This window comes from Mycolicibacterium parafortuitum, assembly GCF_010725485.1.
GTDB lineage: Bacteria > Actinomycetota > Actinomycetes > Mycobacteriales > Mycobacteriaceae > Mycobacterium.
The window spans coordinates 1,834,120-1,857,302 of sequence record NZ_AP022598.1 but is presented as its reverse complement, the minus strand read 5'-3'; the positions used below and the strand labels follow the sequence as shown (position 1 = coordinate 1,857,302).

10 protein-coding genes are annotated in these 23,183 nt (G+C 69.5%); 6 read left to right on the top strand and 4 right to left on the bottom strand.

All coding sequences use genetic code 11. The features are described 5' to 3' along the window. Positions 1 to 18 precede the first annotated feature (18 nt). The 6 genes from dprE1 to NTM_RS08685 all read left to right on the top strand — a co-directional run bounded on the left by dprE1 (position 19) and on the right by NTM_RS08685 (position 13,847). Positions 19 to 1,410, top strand: coding sequence for a decaprenylphosphoryl-beta-D-ribose oxidase (gene dprE1, locus NTM_RS08710; protein WP_163766054.1), 1,392 nt, complete (start codon positions 19 to 21; stop codon positions 1,408 to 1,410). Continuing rightward, positions 1,411 to 2,193, top strand: a complete 783-nt coding sequence (gene dprE2 / locus NTM_RS08705) for a decaprenylphospho-beta-D-erythro-pentofuranosid-2-ulose 2-reductase (protein WP_104865223.1) — start codon at positions 1,411 to 1,413, stop codon at positions 2,191 to 2,193. Then, positions 2,193 to 4,055 carry a galactan 5-O-arabinofuranosyltransferase gene (locus tag NTM_RS08700; protein WP_163766053.1) on the top strand — a complete coding sequence of 621 codons (1,863 nt, stop codon included), beginning with the start codon at positions 2,193 to 2,195 and terminating at the stop codon, positions 4,053 to 4,055. Before dprE2 ends, NTM_RS08700 begins: the two co-directional genes overlap by 1 nt. Before the next feature lie 4 nt (positions 4,056 to 4,059). After that, a complete protein-coding gene (locus NTM_RS08695; RefSeq protein WP_163766052.1) occupies positions 4,060 to 7,314 on the top strand; it encodes an arabinosyltransferase domain-containing protein in 3,255 nt (1,084 codons plus the stop codon). A gap of 66 nt (positions 7,315 to 7,380) precedes the next feature. Continuing rightward, on the top strand, positions 7,381 to 10,641 hold the full coding sequence (locus NTM_RS08690) for an arabinosyltransferase domain-containing protein (protein ID WP_163766051.1): 3,261 nt from the start codon (positions 7,381 to 7,383) through the stop codon (positions 10,639 to 10,641). Further along, on the top strand, positions 10,605 to 13,847 hold the full coding sequence (locus NTM_RS08685; RefSeq protein ID WP_232079907.1) for an arabinosyltransferase domain-containing protein: 3,243 nt from the start codon (positions 10,605 to 10,607) through the stop codon (positions 13,845 to 13,847). The genes NTM_RS08690 and NTM_RS08685 overlap by 37 nt, the downstream gene beginning before the upstream one ends. A gap of 7 nt (positions 13,848 to 13,854) precedes the next feature. Here the strand turns inward: NTM_RS08685 and NTM_RS08680 are convergent, their stop codons facing one another. Genes NTM_RS08680 through pks13 form a run of 4 tightly spaced genes read right to left on the bottom strand, consistent with a single transcriptional unit; the run spans position 13,855 to position 23,135 of the window. Next, the gene (locus NTM_RS08680; RefSeq protein ID WP_163766049.1) at positions 13,855 to 15,225 is read right to left on the bottom strand and encodes a serine/threonine-protein kinase; all 1,371 of its coding nucleotides are present in this window, start codon (positions 15,223 to 15,225) and stop codon (positions 13,855 to 13,857) included. Between the two features lie 19 nt (positions 15,226 to 15,244). After that, entirely contained in the window at positions 15,245 to 16,156 is a 912-nt protein-coding gene (locus tag NTM_RS08675; RefSeq protein ID WP_104865218.1) for a DUF4331 family protein, read from the bottom strand. 26 nt (positions 16,157 to 16,182) lie between these two features. Next, on the bottom strand, positions 16,183 to 17,757 hold the full coding sequence (locus NTM_RS08670; RefSeq protein ID WP_104865217.1) for an acyl-CoA carboxylase subunit beta: 1,575 nt from the start codon (positions 17,755 to 17,757) through the stop codon (positions 16,183 to 16,185). Next, positions 17,754 to 23,135 (bottom strand): polyketide synthase Pks13, encoded by a 5,382-nt coding sequence (gene pks13, locus NTM_RS08665; protein WP_163766048.1) that lies wholly within the window; start codon positions 23,133 to 23,135, stop codon positions 17,754 to 17,756. The genes NTM_RS08670 and pks13 overlap by 4 nt, the downstream gene beginning before the upstream one ends. Positions 23,136 to 23,183: the final 48 nt, after the last annotated feature.

Below are 23,183 nucleotides of genomic sequence, written 5' to 3'. Positions count from 1 at the left end.
GCGGTACCCTCTGTGACGATGTTGAGCACCGAGTTTCCGACCACCGCCCAGCGGCTGACCGGGTGGGGCCGCACCGCCCCGTCCGTCGCGCAGGTGCTGTCCACGCCGGATCCCGAGGTGATCGCCAAGGCCGTCACGCAGGTCGCCGAGGCCCCGAAGGGATCCCGCCGCGGGGTGATCGCGCGCGGCCTCGGCCGCTCCTACGGCGACAACGCCCAGAACGGTGGCGGTCTCGTCGTCGACATGAACGCGCTCGATCGCATCCACTCGATGGACGCCGACAGTTGCCTCGTCGACGTGGATGCCGGCGTCAACCTCGACCAGCTGATGCGCGCCGCACTCCCGCTGGGACTGTGGGTCCCTGTGCTGCCCGGTACCCGCCAGGTCACCGTCGGCGGCGCCATCGCCTGCGACATCCACGGCAAGAACCATCACAGCGCGGGGAGCTTCGGCAACCACGTCCGCTCGATGGACCTGCTCACCGCCGACGGCCGGATCCGCACCGTGACCCCCGACGGCGACGACAGCGCATTGTTCTGGGCGACCGTCGGCGGCAACGGACTCACCGGCATCATCCTGCGCGCCACCATCGAGATGACGCCCACCGAGACCGCCTATTTCATCGCCGACGGCGACGTCACCAGAACCCTCGACGAGACCATCGCGTTCCACAGCGACGGCACCGAGGACAACTACACCTACTCCAGCGCATGGTTCGACGCGATCAGCGCGCCACCGAAGCTCGGCCGCGCCGCGATCTCGCGAGGATCGCTGGCCACCCTCGACCAGCTCCCGAAGAAGCTGCAAAAGAATCCGCTGAAATTCGATGCGCCACAACTGCTGACGTTCCCCGACGTATTCCCCAACGGACTGGCCAACAAGTACACGTTCGGCCCGATCGGCGAGCTCTGGTACCTCAAATCGGGCACCTACCGCGGCAAGGTGCAGAACCTGACGCAGTTCTACCACCCGCTCGACATGTTCGGTGAGTGGAACCGCGCATACGGCTCCGCCGGATTCAGCCAATACCAGTTCGTGGTGCCCACCGACGCGGTCGACGAGTTCAAGGCGATCATCGTCGACATCCAACGCTCGGGGTTCTACTCGTTCCTCAACGTATTCAAATTGTTCGGCCCCGGAAATCAAGCGCCGCTGAGCTTTCCGATGAAGGGCTGGAACGTCTGCGTCGACTTCCCGATCACCGCCGGTCTGAACGAATTCCTCAACGGTCTCGACAAACGGGTGCTCGAGTTCGGCGGACGCCTCTATACCGCCAAGGACTCGCGCACCACCGCGGAAACCTTCCACGCCATGTATCCCCGGATCGACGAATGGATCGCGTTGCGCCGCAACGTCGATCCCGACGGGGTGTTCGCCTCCGACATGGCCCGACGACTGGAGCTCCTCTAGATGGTCTTTGACGCCACCGGCAACCCCCAGGCGATCCTGCTTCTCGGCGGCACCTCGGAGATCGCTCTCGCGATCGCCGAGCGCTACCTGCGCAACGCGAAGGCCCGGGTGATCCTCGCCGATCTGCCCAACCACCCCCGCAAGGACGCCGCGCTCGCGCAGATCACCGCTGCCGGCGCCAAGTCCGTCGAGTGGCTGGACTTCGACGCGCTCGACACCGAGAACCACCCGAAGGTGATCGACGCCGCGTTCGCCGACGGTGACGTCGACGTCGCCGTCGTCGCGTTCGGCCTGCTCGGCGACGCCGAGGAGCTCTGGCAGAACCAGCGCAAGGCCGTGCAGATCGCCGGGATCAACTACACCGCAGCGGTTTCGGTCGGCGTGCTGCTCGGCGAGAAGATGCGCGCCCAGGGTTCAGGCCGCATCATCGCGATGAGCTCGGCCGCCGGTGAGCGGGTGCGCCGCTCCAACTTCGTCTACGGCTCCACCAAGGCCGGGCTGGACGGCTTCTACCTCGGCCTCGGAGAGGCATTGCGCGAGTATGGCGTTCGCGTGCTGGTGATCCGTCCCGGCCAGGTCCGCACCACCACGACGATCGAGCACTGGAAGTCCACCGGGGCCAAAGAGGCGCCGTTCACCGTCGACAAAGAGGACGTCGCCGAACTGGCCGTCACCGCGTCGAACAAAGGCAAGGACCTGATCTGGGCGCCGGGAGCGTTCCGGTTCGTGATGATGGTGCTGCGCCACATCCCGCGGCCAGTCTTCCGCAAGCTGCCTATCTGATGCGCGCAGCGCTGGCCACGCTCGGTCAGATGCTCGTCGCGACGGTCGTGGCCGCGCTCGTCGCGACGGTCAGCCTCGTCGCGATCTCGCGCGTCGAGTGGCCGGCCTACAACTCGTCGAATCAGCTGCACGCGCTGACCACCGTCGGGCAGGTTTGCTGCCTGATCGGCCTGCTCGCCACCGGAATCCTGTGGCGCCGGGGCCGCCAGCTCGTGGCCCGGATCGGGGCGGTGCTGTTCCTGGCCGCGTTCTCGGTCGTCACGCTCGCGATGCCGCTCGGCGCGACCCGGCTCTACCTGTTCGGCATCTCCGTCGACCAGCAGTTCCGCACCGAGTACCTGACCCGACTGGCCGATGCGCCGGGTCTGCACGACATGACCTACATCGGGCTGCCGCCGTTCTACCCGGCCGGGTGGTTCTGGATCGGCGGCCGGCTCGCCGCGCTGACCGGGACGCCCGCCTGGGAGATGTTCAAGCCCTGGTCGATCGCCTCGATCACCATCGCGATCGTGCTCGCGTTCGTGCTGTGGGCCCGGATGATCCGCTTCGAGTACGCGCTGGTGGTCGCCACCGCCACCGCGGCCGCCGCGCTGGCCTACTCCCCGGCCGAGCCGTACGCCGCGATCATCGCCGTCCTGCTGCCGCCGGTGTTCGTGCTGGCGTGGTCGGGTCTCAAGGGTGGCGAGCGCCGCCCCGGCTGGGCGGCCGTGCTCGGCACCGGCATCTTCCTTGGCGTCGCGGGCCTGTTCTACACGCTGCTGTTCGCCTACGCCGCGTTCACCATCGCGATCATGGCCGTGCTGCTGGCCGCCGCCCGCAGACGCTGGGATCCGCTGCTGCGCGTCGCCGCGATCGCAGTCGTTTCCGGCCTGATCATGCTGCTCACCTGGGGTCCGTACCTGCTCGCGGCCGCCCGGGGCACCCCCGCCGAGTCCGGCACCGCCCAGCACTACCTGCCCAAGGACGGCGCCGAGCTGTCCTTCCCGATGCTGCAGTTCACCCTGCTCGGCGCGCTGTGCATGCTCGGCACCGTGTGGCTGGTGGTACGCGCGCGCAGTTCGACGCGGGCCGGCGCGCTGACGGTCGCCGTCCTCGCGGTGTACGCGTGGTCGCTGCTGTCGATGCTGACGACACTGCTGGGCACCACGCTGCTGTCGTTCCGGCTGCAGCCCACGCTGACGATCCTGCTGGCCGCCGCGGGCGCATTCGGCTTCATCGAGGTGACCCGCACGGTCGCGGCCCGGGTGAGGGCCGAGAACGCGCCGCGGGTGGTCGCCGCGGCGACCGCCATCGGCACACTCGGCGCACTGACCTTCGCCCAGGACATCCCCGACGTGCTGCGCCCCGACATCGTCGTCGCCTACACCGACACCGACGGCTACGGCGAACGCGCCGACCGCCGCCCGCCCGGCGCCGAGCAGTACTACCGCGAGGTCGACGCCCGCATCCAGGAGATCACCGACCGCCCCCGCAACGAGACGGTGGTGCTGACCGCGGACTACAGCTTCCTGTCGTACTACCCGTACTACGGTTTCCAGGGCCTGACCTCGCATTACGCGAACCCGCTCGCGGAGTTCGAGCAGCGCGCCCGCGCGATCGAGAGCTGGGCGATGCTCACCGACGCCGACCAGTTCGTCGACGCGCTCGACACGATGCCGTGGGAGCCGCCTGCGGTGTTCCTGATGCGCCGCGGCGCCAACGACACCTACACGCTGCGGCTGGCCGAGGACGTCTACCCGAACCAGCCGAACGTCCGGCGCTACCACGTCGCACTCGACGACGCGCTGTTCGACGACCCACGGTTCGACGTGTCCACCGTCGGGCCGTTCGTACTGGCCATCCGCAAGCCAATTACCATCTAGCCCCGTGGTGCCACAGCCTCGGTCGGCGGAGCCGACGCCGTCCGCAGGTAGCAACCACCGCACCGCGCGCCTCATCGCGATCATCGCGGGGCTGCTCGGCACGGTGCTCGCTGTGGCAACCCCGTTGCTGCCGGTCGACCAGACCACCGCACAACTGAACTGGCCGCAGGACGGCGTGCTGAACAGCGTCGACGCACCACTGATCGGCTATGTGGCCACCGATCTCGACATCACCATCCCGTGCAGCGCCGCCGCCGGCCTGGACCGGCCCGGGCGCACCGTACTGCTGTCCACCGTGCCCAAGCAGGCCCCCAAGGCCGTCGACCGCGGCCTGCTGATCGAACGGGTCAACAACGACCTGCTGGTGATCGTGCGCAACACCCCGGTGGTCAGCGCGCCGCTGGACCAGGTGCTCGGCCCGCAGTGCCGCGAACTGCGCATCACCGCGCACGCGGACAAGGTGACCGGCGAGTTCGTCGGGCTGTCCGCCGAACCGGACGCAGCGAGCCCCACCGAACCGGAGTCCCTCCAACCGCGGCGCGGTGAGCGGGGCGGCTACGACTTCCGGCCCCAGATCGTCGGCGTCTTCACCGACCTGTCCGGCCCGGCCCCGCCCGGCCTGGAGTTCTCGGCCACCATCGACACCCGCTACAGCTCGTCACCGACCCTGCTGAAACTGCTCGCGATGATCGTCGGTGTCGCGATGACCGTCGTCGCGCTCGGGGCGCTGCACGTGCTCGACTGCGCCGACGGCCGCCGGCACAAACGCTTCCTGCCGCCGCGGTGGTGGTCGATGTCCCCGCTCGACGGCCTGGTCACCGCGGTTCTGGTGTGGTGGCACTTCGTCGGCGCCAACACCGCCGACGACGGCTACATCCTGACCATGGCCCGGGTCTCCGAGAACGCCGGGTACATGGCCAACTACTACCGCTGGTTCGGCACGCCCGAGGCCCCGGTCGGCTGGTACTACGACCTGCTCGCACTGTGGTCGCACGTCAGCACCGCCAGCGTATGGATGCGGCTGCCGACCCTGCTGATGGCGCTGGCCTGCTGGTGGGTGATCAGCCGCGAAGTGATCCCGCGCCTCGGCACCGCCGTCAAACACAGCCGCGCCGCCGCATGGACCGCAGCCGGGCTGTTCCTGGCGTTCTGGCTGCCGCTGAACAACGGGCTGCGCCCGGAACCGATCATCGCCCTCGGCATCCTGCTCACCTGGTGCTCGGTGGAGCGCGGCGTCGCGACCAGCCGGCTGCTGCCGGTCGCCATCGCGATCATCATCGGCGCGCTGACCCTGTTCTCCGGGCCGACCGGCATCGCGGCCGTCGGCGCCCTGCTGGTCGCCATCGGACCGCTGAAAACCATTGTGGCCGCCCATGTCTCACGCTTCGGCTACTGGGCGCTGCTGGCACCGATCGCCGCCGCGGGCACCGTGACCATCTTCCTGATCTTCCGCGACCAGACCCTGGCCGCCGAACTGCAGGCCACCAGCTTCAAGTCCGCCGTCGGTCCCAGCCTGGCCTGGTTCGACGAGCACATCCGCTACTCGCGGCTGTTCACCACCAGTCCCGACGGGTCTGTGGCACGCCGCTTCGCGGTCCTCACGCTGCTGTTGGCGCTGGTGGTCTCCGTCGCGATGACGCTGCGCAAGGGCCGGATCCCCGGGACCGCGGCCGGACCGAGCCAGCGCATCATCGGCATCACCGTGATCTCGATCCTGGCCATGATGTTCACGCCCACCAAATGGACCCACCACTTCGGGGTGTTCGCCGGGCTGGCCGGCTGCCTCGGCGCACTGGCCGCGGTCGCGATCTCGGCCGCCGCGATGCGCTCACCGCGCAACCGCGCGATCTTCGCCGCCGCGGTGCTGTTCATCACCGCGCTGTCGTTCGCGACGGTCAACGGCTGGTGGTACGTCTCCAACTTCGGGGTGCCGTGGTCGAACTCGTTCCCGGAATGGAAGTTCGGCTTCACCACGATGCTGCTCGGCGCCTCGCTGCTGGCGCTGCTGATCGCGGCGTGGCTGCACTTCACCGGCCGCGACAAGCCACCCGCGCCGGGCACTGCACCGATCTGGAAACGCGTCACCCGGGCACCGCTGGCCGTCGCCACCTGGGCGCTGGTGACCTTCGAGGTGGTGTCGCTGACCACGGCGATGCTGGGTCAGTACCCGGCCTGGACGGTCGGCCGCTCCAACCTGCAGGCCCTGACCGGCAAGACGTGCGGCCTCGCCGAGGACGTCCTCGTCGAGCAGGACGTCAACGCCGGTGTCCTGACACCGGCCGACGGTGTCCCCGCCGGCGAGGCGCTCGGCGACACGACCGCGGAAGGCTTCAGCCCCAACGGCATCCCGTCGGACCTGTCCGCCGACCCGGTGATGGACCAGCCGGGGTCGGACAACTTCGCCGACTCCGACAGCGACGCCGCCAGCGGCAGCGAACCCGGCACCGAGGGCGGTACGACCGCCCGGGCCGGCATCAACGGCTCCAGGGCTCGGCTGCCGTTCGGGCTGGACCCGGCCCGTGTCCCCGTGATGGGCAGTTGGAGCAGCACCATCCAGCAACCGGCGTTCCTGCGCTCGGCGTGGTACCAGCTTCCCGCGGGCTGGAACGAGGAGGACCCGTCCGACGCGCTGCTCGTGGTCGCCGCCGCCGGGCGCTTCGACAGCGGCGAGGTGCTCGTCCAGTGGGCCGGCACCGACGGTGAACCGGCGGGCGACATCAGCCTCGGCGACGTCGGGGCGTCCCCGGCGTGGCGCAACCTGCGCGTTCCGCTGTCGTCGATCCCTGCCGAGGCCACCCGCATCCGGCTGGTCGCCAGCGACGACGACCTCAACCCCGAGCACTGGATCGCGATCACGCCGCCGCGGATCCCCGAGTTGCGCACCCTGCAGGACGTCGTCGGATCCTCCGACCCGGTGCTGCTGGACTGGCTGGTCGGGCTGGCATTCCCGTGCCAGCGGCCGTTCGGCCACCGCAACGGCGTCATCGAGGTGCCGAAGTGGCGGATCCTGCCCGACCGGTTCGGCGCCGAAGCCAACTCGCCGGTGATGGACTACCTCGGCGGCGGCCCGCTCGGCATCACCGAGCTGCTGCTGCGGCCGGTCAGTGTGCCGACCTACCTGAAGGACGACTGGTTCCGCGATTGGGGTGCGCTGCAGCGGCTGGTGCCGTTCTACCCCGACGCCGAACCCGCGCGGCTGGACCTCGGCACGGTGCAACGCGGCGGCCTGTGGAGCCCGGCGCCGCTGCGTCTGAGCTAGGCGGTTGGGCCGAACCCCGGCACGCCGGACCCGGCCGCTTAAGAACGTCGCCTACGATCGACCCTCGTGCCTGCCCCGTCCGCCCGCCTCGTCGCCGTCATCGCGGGGCTCGCCGGACTCGTGCTGTGCGGGCTCACCCCGCTGCTTCCCGTCACCCAGTCCACCGCGGCGATTACGTGGCCGCAAAGCGTGGACGCCGACGGATACGTCAGCGACGTCACGGCGCCGCTGGTGTCCGGGGCGCCGCGCTCACTCGACGTCACCATCCCGTGCCGCGCCGTGGCGAGCCTGCCCGGCGAGGACGGCGTGGTGTTCTCCACCAACCCGGCCGACGGCATCGACGCCGGCCGCAACGGGCTGTTCGTGCGCGCCAACGCCGACGTCGTCTACGTCGCGTTCCGCGACACCGTCGCCGCGGTCGCCCCGCGCGCGGCCGTCGACGCCGGCGAGTGCAGTGACCTGCGGGTCTGGGCCGACGTCGGCGCGGTCGGCGCCGACTTCGTCGGGATCCCCGGCGCCGCGGGCACGCTGCCGCCGGACAAGCGACCCCAGGTGTCGGGCATCTTCACCGACCTGGAGACCGGCCTCGACGCCGGGTTGCGCGCCCACGTCGACGTCGACACCCGGTTCATCACGTCGCCGACCCCGCTGAAGCTGGCCGTGATGACGCTCGGCGTGCTCTGCGTGCTCGCGTCGATCGCCGCGCTGGCCGTGCTGGACCGCCGGTCCGGGCGCCGGGTCCCGCGCGAGCTGCGCCGCCGGCGCCGCGCCGGGCTGTGGACGTGGCTGACCGATGCCGCCGTGGTCGGCGGCCTGCTGATCTGGCACATCGTCGGCGCCCAGACCTCCGACGACGGCTACAACACCACCATCGCGCGGGTGTCCGCCGAGGCCGGCTACACCACCAACTACTACCGCTACTTCGGCGCGTCCGAAGCACCGTTCGACTGGTACCAGAGCGTGCTGGCGCACATGGCGTCGATCAGCACGGCCAGCGTGTGGCTGCGGCTGCCCGCCACCGCCGCCGCGATCGCGACGTGGCTGATCCTGAGCCACTGTGTGCTGCCCCGGCTCGGGAAACGGCTGGCGGACAACCGGGTCGCGGTGCTGACCGCGGGCGCGGTGTTCCTGGCCGCGTGGCTGCCGTTCAACAACGGGCTGCGCCCCGAACCGCTGATCGCGTTCGGTGTGGTCGCGGCGTGGATGCTGGTCGAACTCGCCCTCGCGCGACGGCAGCCGGCGCCGTATGCGGTGGCGATCGTCGTCGCCGTGTTCTGCGTGACGCTGGCCCCGCAGGGCCTCGTCGCGGTCGCGCCGCTGCTGGTCGGGGCGCGTGCCGTCACCCGGGTGGTGTCGGCCCGGCGCGCCACCGACGGGCTGCTGTCGGCCCTCGCACCGTTCGCCGCGGCCGCGTCGCTGCTGTTCGTGGTCGTGTTCCGGGACCAGACGCTGGCCTCGGTCGCCGAGTCGGTGCGCATCAAATACGTCGTCGGCCCGACGGTGCCGTGGTACCAGGAGTTCCTGCGCTACTACTACCTGACCGTCGAGGACAGCGTCGACGGCTCACTGACACGGCGCTTCTCGGTGCTGATCCTGCTGCTGTGCCTGTTCGGCGTGATCGCGGTGCTGCTGCGCCGCGGCAGCGTGCCCGGTGCGGTGAACGGCCCGCTGTGGCGGCTGGTCGGCACCACCGGGATCGGGCTACTGCTGCTGATCCCGACCCCGACGAAGTGGGCGGTGCAGTTCGGCGTGTTCGCCGGGCTGGCGGGCGCGCTCGGGGCGGTCACCGCGTTCGCGTTCGCCCGGGTCGGTCTGCACAGCCGACGCAACCTCGCGCTGTACGTGACCGCGCTGCTGTTCGTGCTGGCCTGGGCCACCTCGGGCATCAACGGCTGGTTCTACAACGCCAACTACGGCGTGCCGTGGTTCGACAAGCAGCCGGTGATCGTCGGCTACCCCGTCACCACGATCTTCCTGGTGCTGGCCATCGCCGGTGGCCTGCTGACGGGCTGGCTGCACTTCCGGATGGACTACGCCGGGCACACCCAGGTCGCCGACACCGGCCGCAACCGCGCGCTCGCGTCCACGCCGCTGCTGATCGTCGCGGTGATCATGGTCGTGCTCGAACTCGGCTCGATGGTCAAGGCCACCGTCGGGCGCTACCCCGTCTACACCATCGGCGCGGCGAACATCGCCGCGCTGCGCTCCGGCGGCACGAGCTGCGCGATGGCCGACGACGTCCTCGTCGAGGCCGACACCAACGCCGGCATGCTGCAACCGGTTCCGGGGCAGCGCTTCGGTGAGTACGGCCCGCTCGGCGGCGAGAACCCCATCGGCTTCACCCCCAACGGCGTCAGCGACACCCTCGAGCCCGCCGAACCGGTGGCCGCCAACCCCGGCACCCCGAACTCCGACGGCCCCGTCGACAAGCCGAACATCGGCGTCGGCTACGCGGCCGGCACCGGCGGCGGCTACGGTCCCGAGGGCGTCAACGGGTCCCGGGTGTTCCTGCCGTTCGGTCTGGACCCGCAGACCACCCCGGTGATGGGCAGCTGGGCGGAGCCCGGTTCGGACGAGGCCGGGATCGCGGCCAAGGCCACCTCGGCCTGGTATCAACTGCCGCCCCGCACCCCGGACCGGCCGCTGGTGGCCGTCGCCGCCGCGGGCGCGATCTGGTACTACAACGAGGACGGCTCGTTCAACTACGGTCAGTCGCTGAAGCTGCAGTGGGGTGTGCACCGCCCCGACGGCTCATACGAAGCTCTCAACGAGGTCGACCCGATCGACATCTTCGCCCAGAAGGCCTGGCGCAACCTGCGTTTCCCGCTGGACACCGCACCGCCGGAGGCCAACGTCGCGCGCATCGTCGCCGACGACCCGAACCTGTCGGAGGACCAGTGGTTCGGGTTCACCCCGCCGCGGGTGCCGGTGCTGCAGACCGCGAGCGAGTTCCTCGGTACACAGACCCCGGTGCTGATGGACATCGCCACCGCCGCGAACTTCCCGTGCCAGCGCCCGTTCGCCGAGCACCTCGGCATCGCGGAGCTGCCGCAGTACCGGATCATGCCGAACTTCAAGCAGATCGTGGTGTCGTCGAACCAGTGGCAGGCCGCCCAGGACGGCGGGCCGTTCCTGTTCATCCAGGCGCTGCTGCGGACCGAGTCGATCCCGAGCTATCTGCGCGGCGACTGGTATCGGGACTGGGGCTCGCTGGAGCGCTACCTGCGCGTCGTGCCGCCCGAGCAGGCACCCGACGCGGTGATCGAGGAAGGGTCTAAGCGAGTGTTCGGCTGGAGCCGCGGCGGACCGATCAGGGCACTCCCGTGAGAGACGACGTGAAGATCGCGCGCTGGGTCGCCACGATCGCCGGTCTGCTCGGCTTCGTGATGGCGGTCGCGGTGCCGCTGCTGCCGGTCACCCAGACCACCGCGACGCTGAACTGGCCGCAGCAGGGACAGCTCGCCAACGTCACCGCGCCGCTGATCTCCCAGGCCCCGGTCAGTCTGACCGCGACGGTGCCCTGCGACGTCGTGCGCGACATGCCCGCCGACGGCGGCCTGGTGTTGGGCACCGCGCCCGCGCAGGGCCGCGACGCCGCGCTGAACGCGATGCTGGTCAACGTCACCGAGGACCGCGTCGACGTGATCGTGCGCAACGTCGTGGTCGCCAGCGTCGAGCGTGACCGGGTCGCCGGAACCGGGGGCGCCCCCGGCTGTTCCAGCATCGAGATCACGTCGAATCACGACGGCACCTACGCCGAGTTCGTCGGTCTGACCAAGACCGACGGCGCCGACGCCGGCCAACCGCAACGCACCGGTTACCCGGACCCGAACCTGCGGCCCGCGATTGTCGGCGTCTTCACCGACCTGACCGGCCCTGCCCCGCCCGGGCTGCGGTTCTCCGCCGAGATCGACACCCGCTTCACGACACACCCGACCGCGCTGAAGCTGGCCGCGATGGTGCTTGCCGTCGTGTGCACGATCCTGGCGATCCTGGCGTTGTGGCGGCTGGACCGCCTCGACGGGCGCCGGATGCACCATCTGATCCCGACCCGCTGGCGCACCGTGACCGCGGTGGACGGCGTGGTGCTCGGCGGCTTCGCGATCTGGTACGTGATCGGGGCGAATTCGTCCGACGACGGCTACATCCTGCAGATGGCGCGCGTCGCCGAACACGCCGGCTACATGTCGAACTACTTCCGCTGGTTCGGCAGCCCCGAGGACCCGTTCGGCTGGTACTACAACGTGCTGGCGCTGATGAGCCAGGTCAGCACTGCGAGCATCTGGATGCGGCTGCCGGACCTGATCTGCGCGGTGATCTGTTGGCTGCTGCTCTCGCGCGAGGTGCTGCCCCGCCTCGGGCCCGCGGTGATCGCGAGCCGCCCCGCGCTGTGGGCGGCCGGGCTGGTGCTGCTGGGCGCGTGGATGCCGTTCAACAACGGTCTGCGCCCCGAGGGCCAGATCGCCACCGGCGCGCTGATCACCTATGTGCTGATCGAACGCGCGATCACCTCGGGCCGGCTCACCCCGGCCGCGCTGGCGATCACCACCGCGGCGTTCACCCTCGGTATCCAGCCCACCGGCCTGATCGCGGTCGCCGCGCTGATCGCGGGCGGCCGCCCGATCCTGCGAATCCTGATGCGGCGCCGCCAGAGCGTCGGGCTGTGGCCACTGCTGGCGCCACTGCTGGCCGCCGGCACCGTGATCCTGGCCGTGGTGTTCGCCGACCAGACGCTCGCGACGGTGCTGGAGGCGACCAAGATCCGCACCGCGATCGGTCCGAGCCAGGAGTGGTGGACCGAGAACCTGCGCTACTACTACCTGATCCTGCCGACCACCGACGGTGCGATCGCCCGCCGGGTGGCGTTCCTGTTCACCGCGCTGAGTCTGTTCGCGTCGCTGTTCATCATGTTGCGCCGCAAGCGTGTTCCCGGCGTCGCCCGCGGCCCGGCGTGGCGGCTGATGGGCGTCATCTTCGCGACGATCTTCTTCCTGATGTTCACCCCCACCAAGTGGATCCACCACTTCGGGCTGTTCGCCGCCGTGGGCGGTGCGATGGCGGCGCTGGCCACGGTGCTGGTGTCCCCGGCGGTGCTGCGCTCGGCACGCAACCGGATGGCGTTCCTGGCCGGGCTGCTGCTTGTGCTGGCGCTGTGCTTCGCGTCCACCAACGGCTGGTGGTACGTGTCGAACTTCGGTGCGCCGTTCAACAATTCGGTACCCCAACTGGGCGGGGTGACCGTCAGCACGGTGTTCTTCGTGCTGTTCTTCGTCGCCGCGTTCGCGGCGTTCTGGCTGCACCTGCGCGGCACGCAGCAATCCCGCGTGGTCGACGCGCTGACCGCGGCGCCGATCCCGATCGCCGCAGGCTTCATGGTGCTGTTCATGGTGGCGTCGATGGCCATCGGGGTGGTACGCCAGTACCCGACGTACTCCAACGGCTGGGCCAACATCCGGGCGTTCGCCGGCGGCTGCGGTCTCGCCGACGACGTCCTGGTCGAACCCGACTCCAACGACGGCTTCCTTGCGCCCCTGCCCGCCGGCCCCGGTCAACCCACCTGGGGCCCGCTCGGCCCGCTCGGCGGCGAGAAGCCGACGGGCTTCTCCCCCAACGGAGTTCCGGACCGGATCATCGCCGAGGCGATCCGGCTGAACAATCCGCAGCCGGGCACCGACTACGACTGGAACCGTCCGATCAAGCTGTCCCGGCCGGGCGTGAACGGGTCCACGGTGCCGCTGCCCTACGGACTCGACCCGGCCCGCGTACCGGTGGCGGGCACGTATTCGACCGGGCCGCAACAGGAAAGCCGCCTCGCGTCGGCGTGGTACCAGCTGCCCGCACCCGATGACGCACATCCGCTGGTGGTGATCACCGCCGCGGGCACCATCACCGGCACCAGCGTCGCGAACAACCTGACCACCGGGCAGACCGTGGATCTGGAGTACGCCGTGGCCGGTCCGGACGGCGCGCCGGTGCCCGCGGGGCGGGTCAGCCCGTACGACATCGGCCCGACCCCGTCGTGGCGCAACCTGCGCTACCCGCGCTCGGCGATCCCCGCCGACGCGGTCGCGGTGCGTGTCGTCGCCGAGGATCTGTCGCTGGGACAAGGGGATTGGGTCGCGGTGACCCCGCCCCGGGTTCCGGAGCTGCGCTCGGTGCAGGAATACGTCGGCTCTGAGCAGCCGGTGCTGATGGACTGGGCGGTCGGTCTGGCGTTCCCGTGCCAGCAGCCGATGCTGCACGCCAACGGTGTCACCGAGGTACCCAAGTTCAGGATCTCACCGGACTACTACGCGAAGCTGCAGAGCACCGACACCTGGCAGGACGGCCTCAACGGCGGTCTGCTCGGCATCACGGACCTGCTGTTGCGCGCGTCGGTGATGTCGACCTATCTGTCGAACGACTGGGGTCAGGACTGGGGTTCGCTGCGGCGCTTCGACACCATCGTCGACGCCACCCCCGCCGAGATCGAACTGGGGTCGACGACACACTCGGGTCTGTACTCGCCGGGTCCGATGCGGTTCCGGCCGTGACGCGAGGCTAGTTCTGGCCGCCTTGGTTGTCGTTGGCGGCCGGGTCGGAGTTCTCCTGCTGGATGTCGCTGTGGCAGTCGTTCTGGCTCTGGCCCGTCTGCTCCATGCACACCAGGACCGGGGCGTCCGCGGGCGCGGTGCTCCCGGGTTCCGGTGTGGCGCTGGGGTGCGGGATCTCGCCCTCGTACAGCGACCACAGCGGCTCACCCGTCGACGACAGCCGGGCACAGTAGGCGGACTTGCCGTCCTGGGTGATCCCGGCCCCGCCGAGAGTCGCGCAGTCCGCGCCGACCACCACCACCGGCAGCGCCGGTGCCTTCGCGCCGGCGTGGATCTCGTCCTTCTCGAACACCGCGAGCAGGGCCACCGCCGCGGCCGCGGCCAGCGCCAGCACCACCGCCGAGCCGATCAGGATGCGGTTGCGCATACCGGAACCGGCCGGTGCGGCCGGCGCCGGTTTGGCGTGCCTGGGGCCGGCCGGGGTGGCCGGTGAATACGTCGTCGCATCGTGGTCCACCGAGCTCCCCCGCCCGGTCACGCCGCTGCGATGCCCCAGCGCGCGGGCGAAATCCACGCACCGGTCGAACCGGTCCGACGGCGACTTCGACAGCGCCTTGGTGAACGCCTCACCCAGACCAGACAATTCGGGCCGGTGGACGCCGATCGACGGGGGCTGGGCGGTGAGGTGCTGGCTGATCACGATCGCCGGATTCGAATGCTGGAACGGCGGGGTTCCGGTCAGCAGCTGAAACGCCGTGGCCGCCAACGCGTACTGGTCGGCGCGGCCGTCGATCGCCTCGTCGGCCGTCAACTGCTCGGGTGCCGAGTACGCGACGGTGCCGACCGTCATGTTCGTCCCGGTCAGCGCGCTGACCTCGCCGAGCCGGCGGGCAATGCCGAAGTCGGCCAACATGATCCGCTCGTTCTCGGTCTCCGGGTCGGCGATCAGGATGTTGGCGGGTTTGACGTCGCGGTGCAGCAGGCCCCGTTGATGCGCGTAGTCGAGCGCCTCCCCGACCGCGGTCACCAGCCGGATCACCAGATCCGGAGGCATCCCGCCGGGGTACCTGTCGGCGAGCAGCTTGGCCGCGTCGGTGCCCTCGACGTGGTCCATCGAGATCCACAGCCGACCGTCGAACTCACCGCGGTCGTGGACCTGCACGATGTGCGGATGCCACAGCGACGCGGCGATGTCGGCCTCACGGTTGAACCGCTCCCGGTACTCGCTGTCGGTGGAGACCGCCGCCGAGAGCACCTTCAGCGCGTCGTAGCGGGGCAGGCGCGGATGCTTGGCGAGGTACACCTCGCCCATACCGCCGGCTCCCAACATGCGCGAGATCGTGTATCCGGAGATGACCTCGCCGTCGCTCAGCGGCATGCGCGCATCCTATAAGCGCTTACCGAGGACCGCTCAGGTACGGGAATTCGGGCAGTAGATCCGTCGGCGCACCGAGCCCTGAGAAACCCTTCTGTCCCTTGGTCAGGAACCGCGACCGGTAGTCGGCGACATCGTCGCTCAGCGCCCGGCCGTTCGGGTACGCGGCCGGTTTGGCCGGGTTGAACGTCAACACGTCCGGCAGCGTGCCCTCGGCCTCGATCGCGTCGATGGCCTCCTCACGGCTGTAGCCGCCCGTCTCGGCCATCAGCTCGATCAGGTGACCCATCCAGTGCGGGCGGTCCATGTTCGGCTCGCCGGAGCTGAATTCGGCCAGTTCCTCGTCGGTGCTGAAGAAGCCGCTCACCCACGGGTGGCCGATGCGGTCGGCGTGCACCCAGCGGCCGTCTTGGCGCAACGTGCACCGCGCCCAGATCCGCACGTCAGGGGCGGCCCCGAGATAGCTGGTGGGCAGTTCGACGGCCATCGCGATCACGTTCGAGTCGAACGACGCGTCGCGGCGTGCGCCGGCGAAGAACACGAATCCCCCGCCGCGGGACCGCCAGATGTGCGGATCCCCGTGGAAGGACACGTCGACGTTGCCGAAGATCTCCGATCCGCACGCGGACTCGACCCTGGCCTCGGCCTGCAACGCCAACCGGACGTCGACGCGCTGGTGCGGCTGTTCCCCGTCGTAGGTCGGTTCGGAGAACACGAAGTTGAACGCGATGTCGTTGCGCAGATCGCCGTCGTTGTCGATGCCGATGCGGTACACCGCTTTGGGGTGCAGCGGACCGGCTTCCGGGTTCGCCGTCAGGATCAGCGTGGTCCGCTCGGGATCGGAGGGCGACTGGAACACGTACAGATCGCACAGGTCCAAGCGGGGGTCGCCGAGCGGCGCCGCGCGCCTCAACCCGGTGAAATCAGCAGACACAGACCCCATCCAACCGCATCCGCTTCCTAGATGGGCGTCAGGCCATGCTTGCGCTGCACGCGATTGATCTGCTTGTCGCGAAGCAGGTGCAGGCACTTGCGGATGAGCAGGCGCGTTTCGTGCGGCTCGATGACGCCGTCGATGAAGCCGCGCTCGGCCGCGATCCACGGCGTGGCCAGGGTGCTGTTATAGCCCTCGATGAAGTCGGCCCGGATCTTCTGCACCTCGGGCGCCGTCGGATCGGGGAACCGCTTGACCAGAAGCTGCGCGGCGCCCTCGGCACCGATCACCGCGATCCGCGCGGTCGGCCACGCGAAGTTGAAGTCCGACGTGAGCTGCTTGGAGCCCATCACCGCGTACGCGCCGCCGTAGGACTTGCGGATGGTGATCGTCACCTTCGGGACGTCGCATTCCACCACGGCGTTCAGGAAGCGGCCACCGCGCTTGATGATGCCGCCCTTTTCCTGCTCGACGCCCGGCATGAAGCCCGGGGTGTCGACCACGAAGATCAGCGGGGTGTTGAACGAGTCGCAGAACCGGACGAAGCGGGCCGCCTTGTCGGAGGCCTCGTTGTCGATCGCACCCGACATGTACATCGGCTGGTTGGCGATGATGCCGACCGGACGGCCGTCGACGCGCGCGAACGCCGTGATGATCGCGGGCCCGGCCTGCTCACCGACCTGGAACACGTCGCCGTCGTCGAAGATCCGCAGCAGGATCTCCATCATGTCGTAGGCCTGGTTGTCGGCATCCGGCACGATCGCATCCAGCTCGAGGTCGTGCGGCGTGATCTCCGGCTCCAGCCCCGGGTTGACGATCGGCGGATCGTCGAACGTGTTCGCGGGCAGGAAGCTCAGATAGTCGCGCACGTACTGGAATGCGGCGGCCTCGGATTCGACGACCTGGTGGATGTTGCCGTAGCGGGCCTGAGCGTCGGCGCCGCCGAGCTCGTCGAGGGTGACCTCCTCACCGGTGACGTCCTTGATCACGTCGGGCCCGGTGACGAACATGTAGCCCTGGTCGCGCACCGCGACGATCAAGTCGGTCTGGATCGGCGAGTACACCGCACCGCCGGCGCACTTGCCGAAGATCAGCGAGATCTCGGGCACCAGGCCGCGCAGCAGCTCGTGGCGACGGCCCAGCTCGGCGTACCAGGCCAGCGACGTCGCGGTGTCCTGGATACGCGCGCCCGCGGAGTCATTGATGCCGATGATCGGACAGCCGACCATCGCCACCCACTCCATCAGCCGGGCGACCTTGCGGCCGAACATCTCGCCGACCGAACCCTGGAACACCGTCTGGTCGTGGCTGAACACGCCGACCGGGCGGCCGTTGATGGTGCCGTGGCCGGTGACCACACCGTCGCCGTAGAGCGCGTCCGGGTCGCCGGGGGTCTTGGCCAGCGCGCCGATCTCCAGGAAGCTGCCCGGGTCGAGCAGCGCGTGGATCCGGGCGCGGGCGCTCGGGATGCCCTTCTTCTCCCGCTTGGCGACGGCCTTCTCCCCACCGGGTTCCTTGGCGATCTCCAGCTTCTCGCGGAGTTCGGCCAGGAGTTCGGCAGTCGTTCGTGCCGGGTGGTGGGTGGGAGATACCTCGGTCACTTGTTCTCGCTCTCGATCGCGCTGATCGCCTCGCTCATGTGGGCACCGACCTTTGCAATGTACGGCTCGTCGATGGCCTGGATGTGTTCGCCCCCGATCGGCACGACCTCCAGATCGTCGACGAATTCACCCCATCCGCCATCGGGTTTACGGGTCGCGTAGCGCGGCTCGAACATGATCGCGTCGTCGTGGTAACGGTCGGCCATGTAGAGCGTGACGTGCCCGTCGTAATGCTCGATCTTCGCGGTGTCGAGCGCGCGGTTGTCCAGGTAGGACGTGCGCTGGTGCTCGATGATGCCGCCGGGGATCTCGACGCCGCTCTGCTTGACCGCGTCGAGGATGAACTTCACCTGCCCCTCGTCGTCGAGCGCTTCGAGCTCTTCGTACGGGATCGGCGGTACCTCGACGTTGAAGGTGCGCTGCGCGAACAGGGCGTAGCGGTCCCAGCGGGCCCGGATCTCCTCCTTGGTCTGCGGCACCTCCTCACCCGCGCGCACCGTGTCGATCAGACCGACGAACTTCACGTCCGCGCCCTGGCTCTTCAGCCCGACCGCGCAGGCGTAGGCCAGCGCCCCGCCCAGCGACCAGCCGGCCAGGATGTAGGGGCCGTTGCCCTGGATCTCCATCAGCTTCGGCACGTACTCGCGGGCCCGCTCCTCGATGGAGCCCTCGACCCGCTCGATGCCGTAGACCGGGGTGTCGGCGGGCAGCCGCTTCAGCAGCGGCTCGTACACGACGGTGGTGCCGCCGGCGGGATGGAACACGAACACCGGGACGCGGGTGGACCCTTCGGGCCGGGGGCGCAGGATGCGCACGAAACCGTCGAGCTCACCGGCGTCCATCTCGTCGCGCACCGCGACCGACAGGTCCTGGATGGTGCGGGCCGACTTGACCTGCTCGACGGTGATGGTGCCCTCGGCACGCTCGGAGAGTCGCTGGGCGATCTTCTCGGCGACGTCGTCGCCGATCGACGGCAGGTCGTTGAAGATGCCACCCGGCGACTTGCCGGTCACGATCGCCCACGTCGCGAACGTGACGCGTTCGGCCGCGTCGCGCGGCGGCACGTCGGCGCCGAGCGCCTCGGCGACCGCTTCCTGGGTGAGGACCTTGGCGGCGGCTGCCGCGGGTCCGGTCGGCCCCGACGGATCCGTGGGCGGCGGCGGGATGCTCGGCGGCGCTTCGGTTCCCGCGGCGGTCGTCACCTCGTCGGCGGTGTCCTCGTCGGCGGCGTCCTCGGGCTTGGCGGCGATCGGATGGCCCGCCTCGGCCAGCTTCGCCTCGAGTTCGGCGACCGTGGTCGCACCACCCATCAGCTCGGCCTGGGCCGCGGCGATCTCCTCGGCGGTCTGCCCCTTCTGAGCCTCGGCGATCTCCTCGACCTGGTCGCGGTTCTCGATCGCGTAGGCGATCAGCTTCTCGACCGCGTACAGGTTCGCGTCGCGTACCGCGGTCAGCTGGATCGGCGGCAGGTCGAAGTCGTACTCGACACGGTTCTTGATGCGCACCGCCATCAGCGAATCCAGCCCGAGCTCGATCAGCGGCACCTCCCACGGAAGGTCCTCGGGCTCATAGCCCATCGCCGCACCGACGATCGCGCCGAGCCGATCACCGATGGTCTCCCCGGTGTCCGGCGACCACTTCGCGAAGCCGGCGGCCAGGCCCGCTCCCGCGGTGAGGTTGTCCTGAAGGATCGCCGCACCGTCCTCTTCGGGCTCGGGTTCTGGTGCCGCAGCGGCGATCTCGGCGACAGCCCCGGCGCCGACGGCAGTCGGCAGCGCGGTCTGCGCACCGCCGCGCGTCACGATCGCGTCGTAGACGAGAGTGAAGGACTCGTCGATCCGCGCGTGCACCTGCACGCTGGCACCACCCGGGTGGCGGGTCAGCGTCGTCACCAGCCGGGCGCCCTCGGCGGGCACCGCGCGCTGCTCGGACGCCGTCAGCTTGGCATCCGGAAGCACCGCTGCGGCAGCGGCTTTCACGAGAGCGGCCAGGGTCTGCGCGTCGACGGCGCCCCGCCCGACGTACTCCCACACGTGCCTGCCGTCCGGGGTGGCGACGTGGTTGCCCGGCATCACCGTGGAGCTGTCGCCGGTGAAGCGCACGTCGAGCCAGTGCGGCTTGCGCCGGAACCGGGTCGGCGGGATGTCGGCGTAGTCCACCGCCGGGTCCAGCGTCCGGTCCTTCGGCAGCGGGAACAGCGTCCGGAAGTCCAGGTCGTGCCCGTGCACGAACAGGTGCGCCATCGCCGTGGTCATCGAGTCGACCTCGTCCTGCTTGCGCGCGAGCGTCGGAATCAGCTGCGCGTCATGCAGTCCCGCCGCGGCGGTGGTCAGACCCACCTGCATCAGCGCCACCGGGTTGGGCGCCAGCTCCAGGAACGTGGTGTGCCCGTTGTCGATGGCGTTACGGATGCCGTGCGTGAAGTACACGCTGTGGCGCAGACCCTTCTTCCAGTAGTCCACATCGTGGATCGGGTCCGAGCCGGCCCGCACCAGCGAGCCCTCGTGCACCGTCGAGTAGTACGGCACTTGCACGGTGTGCGCCTCGATGCCCTGCAGTTCGGCGGCGAGTTCACCGAGCAGCGGGTCCATCTGCGTGGTGTGGCTGGCGCCCTTGGTCTGGAACTTGCGGGCGAACTTGCCCTCCGATTCGGCGCGGGCGATGATCGCGTCCACCTCGTCGGGCGGACCGCCGATGACGGTCTGGGTCGGTGCGGCGTACACGCACACTTCGAGGTTCTTGTAATCGGCGAACACGGTCTCGATCTCGTCGGCCGAGTACTCGACCAGCGCCATCAGCCGGATGTACTCGCCGAACAGCATCGCCTCGCCCTCACCCATCAGGTGGGCGCGCGAGCAGATGGTGCGGGTCGCGTCCTCCAGCGACAGACCACCGGAGAAGTACGCGGCCGCGGCCTCGCCGAGCGACTGCCCGATCAGCGCACCGGGCTTCGCGCCGTGCGCCTTGAGCACCTCGCCGAGCGCGATCTGGATCGCGAAGATGACCAGCTGCACCTTCTCGATCGGGAGGTCGGTGGTCTCGTCGGTGTAGTCGATCGCGTCGTCGAGGATCATCTCGACGACCGAACAACCGCGCTCGTCCTGGATCAGCGCGTCCACCTTGTTGATCCACTCGGCGAATGTGTCGTCGTGCAGATACAGGCTCTTGGCCATCTTGCGGTGCTGGGCACCGAATCCGGCGAGCACCCACACCGGGCCGTTGGTGACCGGACCGTCCGCGGTGATCACGATCGGGTTCGGCTTGCCCTCGGCGATCGCGCGCAGACCCTTGATCGCCTCGTCGTGGTCGTGGGCGAGCACGACCGCGCGGGACCGGCCGTGGTTGCGCCGCGACAGCGACCGCCCGATCGACTCCAGCGACGCGGCCCGCCCCTCGGGGCTGTCGATCCAGTCGGCGAGCTCGGCGGCGGTGGCCTTCTTACGGGAGGTCAGGAATCCCGAAACCGCAAGCGGCACAATCCTTGCCGGCGGCTCGGCGGCCTCCTGCGCGGCCAGCTCCTCGCGGGCGACCTCAAGCAGGCGCAGCGCCTCGTCGGTCAGCCCCGGCAGCTCCGGCTCCTCGTCGGCGATCCGTCCGTAGAACTCGTCGTCCCCACGGTCGTCGTCGTTGTCGTCGTTCATGAACTCGCCGTACTCGTCCATCCGGACCCCACCGACGTAGACCGCCTTGGCGTCGTCGTTGGCCGGCGACACGACCGCGACGTCCGGCTCGGGAGCCGGCTCGACCAGGTCGGAGGGCAGCACCTCACGCACCACCAGGTGCGCGTTCGCGCCGCCGAACCCGAAGCCCGACACGCCGGCGATGGCGTGGCCGCTGTAGCGCGGCCAGTCGGTCGCGGTGTCGGTGACCTTCAGGTGTTCCTTCTCGAAGTCGATGTACGGGTTCGGCCCCGTGTAGTTGATCGAGGGCGGAATCTTGTTGTTGTGCAACGACAGCGCCACCTTGGCGAGGCTCGCCGCACCGGCGGCCGACTCCAGGTGACCGATGTTGGACTTCACCGCGCCCAGCAGCGCGGGCTTGTCCGCGGCGCGACCGCGGCCGATGACGCGGCCCAGCGCGTCGGCCTCGATCGGATCGCCGAGGATGGTGCCGGTGCCGTGCGCCTCGACGTAGTCGACGCTGCGCGGGTCGATGCCGGCATCCTTGTAGGCCTTGCGCAGCACCGCTTCCTGCGCATCGGGATTCGGTGCGAGCATTCCGTTGGAACGGCCGTCGTGGTTGACCGCGCCGCCGGCGATCACCGCGAGGATCTGGTCGCCGTCCCGGCGCGCGTCGGCCAGGCGCTTGAGCACCACCACCCCGCCGCCCTCGGAGCGGGCGTATCCGTCGGCGTCCTGGGAGAACGACTTGATCCGGCCGTCGGGGGCCAGCACGCCGCCGACCTCATCAAAGCCGAGGGTGACCAGCGGGGTGATCAGCGCGTTGACGCCTCCGGCCACCACCACGTCGGCGTCCCCGCCGCGCAGCGCCTTGATGCCCTCGTGCACGGCGACCAGCGACGACGAGCACGCTGTGTCGATCGACATGGACGGGCCGCGGAAGTCGTAGAAATACGACACCCGGTTGGCGATCACCGCGCTGGAGTTGCCGGTGATCGCGTACGGGTGTGCGACGGCGGGGTCGGCGACCGACATGAACATGTAGTCGTTGACCGAGCTGCCGATGTAGACGCCGACGTTTTCCCCACGCAGGCTGGACGCGGGAATCCGCGCGTGCTCCAACGCTTCCCACGTCAGCTCCAGCGCCATCCGCTGCTGCGGATCGATGTTGTCGGCTTCCATCTTCGACAGCGCGAAGAATTCGGCGTCGAACCCTTTGATATCCGACAGATAGCCGCCACGGGTGCGAGCCTTGGCGACCCGTTCGGCGATGCGCGGCTCGGACAGGAATTCCGACCAGCGTCCCTCGGGCAGATCGGTGATCGCGTCGCGGCCCTCCAGCAGCGCCTGCCACATCTCGTCGGGGGTGTTCATATCGCCCGGGAAACGCGTTCCCACACCGACGATCGCGATGTTGGCGACACCCTCGTCGACGGTGCGCGACCAGTCCTCGGCGTCTAGCGCCGCCGTGTCTTCCTCGGGCTCGCCCTCGATGATCACCGTCGCGAGCGACTCGATGGTCGGATGCCGGAACGCCACGGTCGCGGTCAGCGTGACCCCGGTGAGATCCTCGATGTCGCTGGCCATCGCGACCGCGTCACGCGAGGACAATCCGAGCTCGACCAGCGGTGCGCTCTCGTTGATCGCATCTGGGGACTGCCCCGTCGCGTTGCCCACCCAGTTGCGCAGCCACTCACGCATCTCGGCGACGGTCATATCCGGACCAGTCTTCGCCGAATCGTCTTGTGCTTCAGCCATGTTCGTTTACCTCACGATCGCGAAGCGACCGGCACGGCCGCAGATGTG

Excerpts from the sequence above, each read along its gene's own strand:
- NTM_RS08680 (WP_163766049.1), bottom strand. The coding sequence starts at position 15,225 with ATGCCGCTGAGCGACGGCGAGGTCATCTCCGGATACACGATCTCGCGC.
- NTM_RS08700 (WP_163766053.1), top strand. The coding sequence starts at position 2,193 with ATGCGCGCAGCGCTGGCCACGCTCGGTCAGATGCTCGTCGCGACGGTC.
- dprE1 (WP_163766054.1), top strand. The coding sequence starts at position 19 with ATGTTGAGCACCGAGTTTCCGACCACCGCCCAGCGGCTGACCGGGTGG.
- pks13 (WP_163766048.1), bottom strand. The coding sequence starts at position 23,135 with ATGGCTGAAGCACAAGACGATTCGGCGAAGACTGGTCCGGATATGACC.
- dprE2 (WP_104865223.1), top strand. The coding sequence starts at position 1,411 with ATGGTCTTTGACGCCACCGGCAACCCCCAGGCGATCCTGCTTCTCGGC.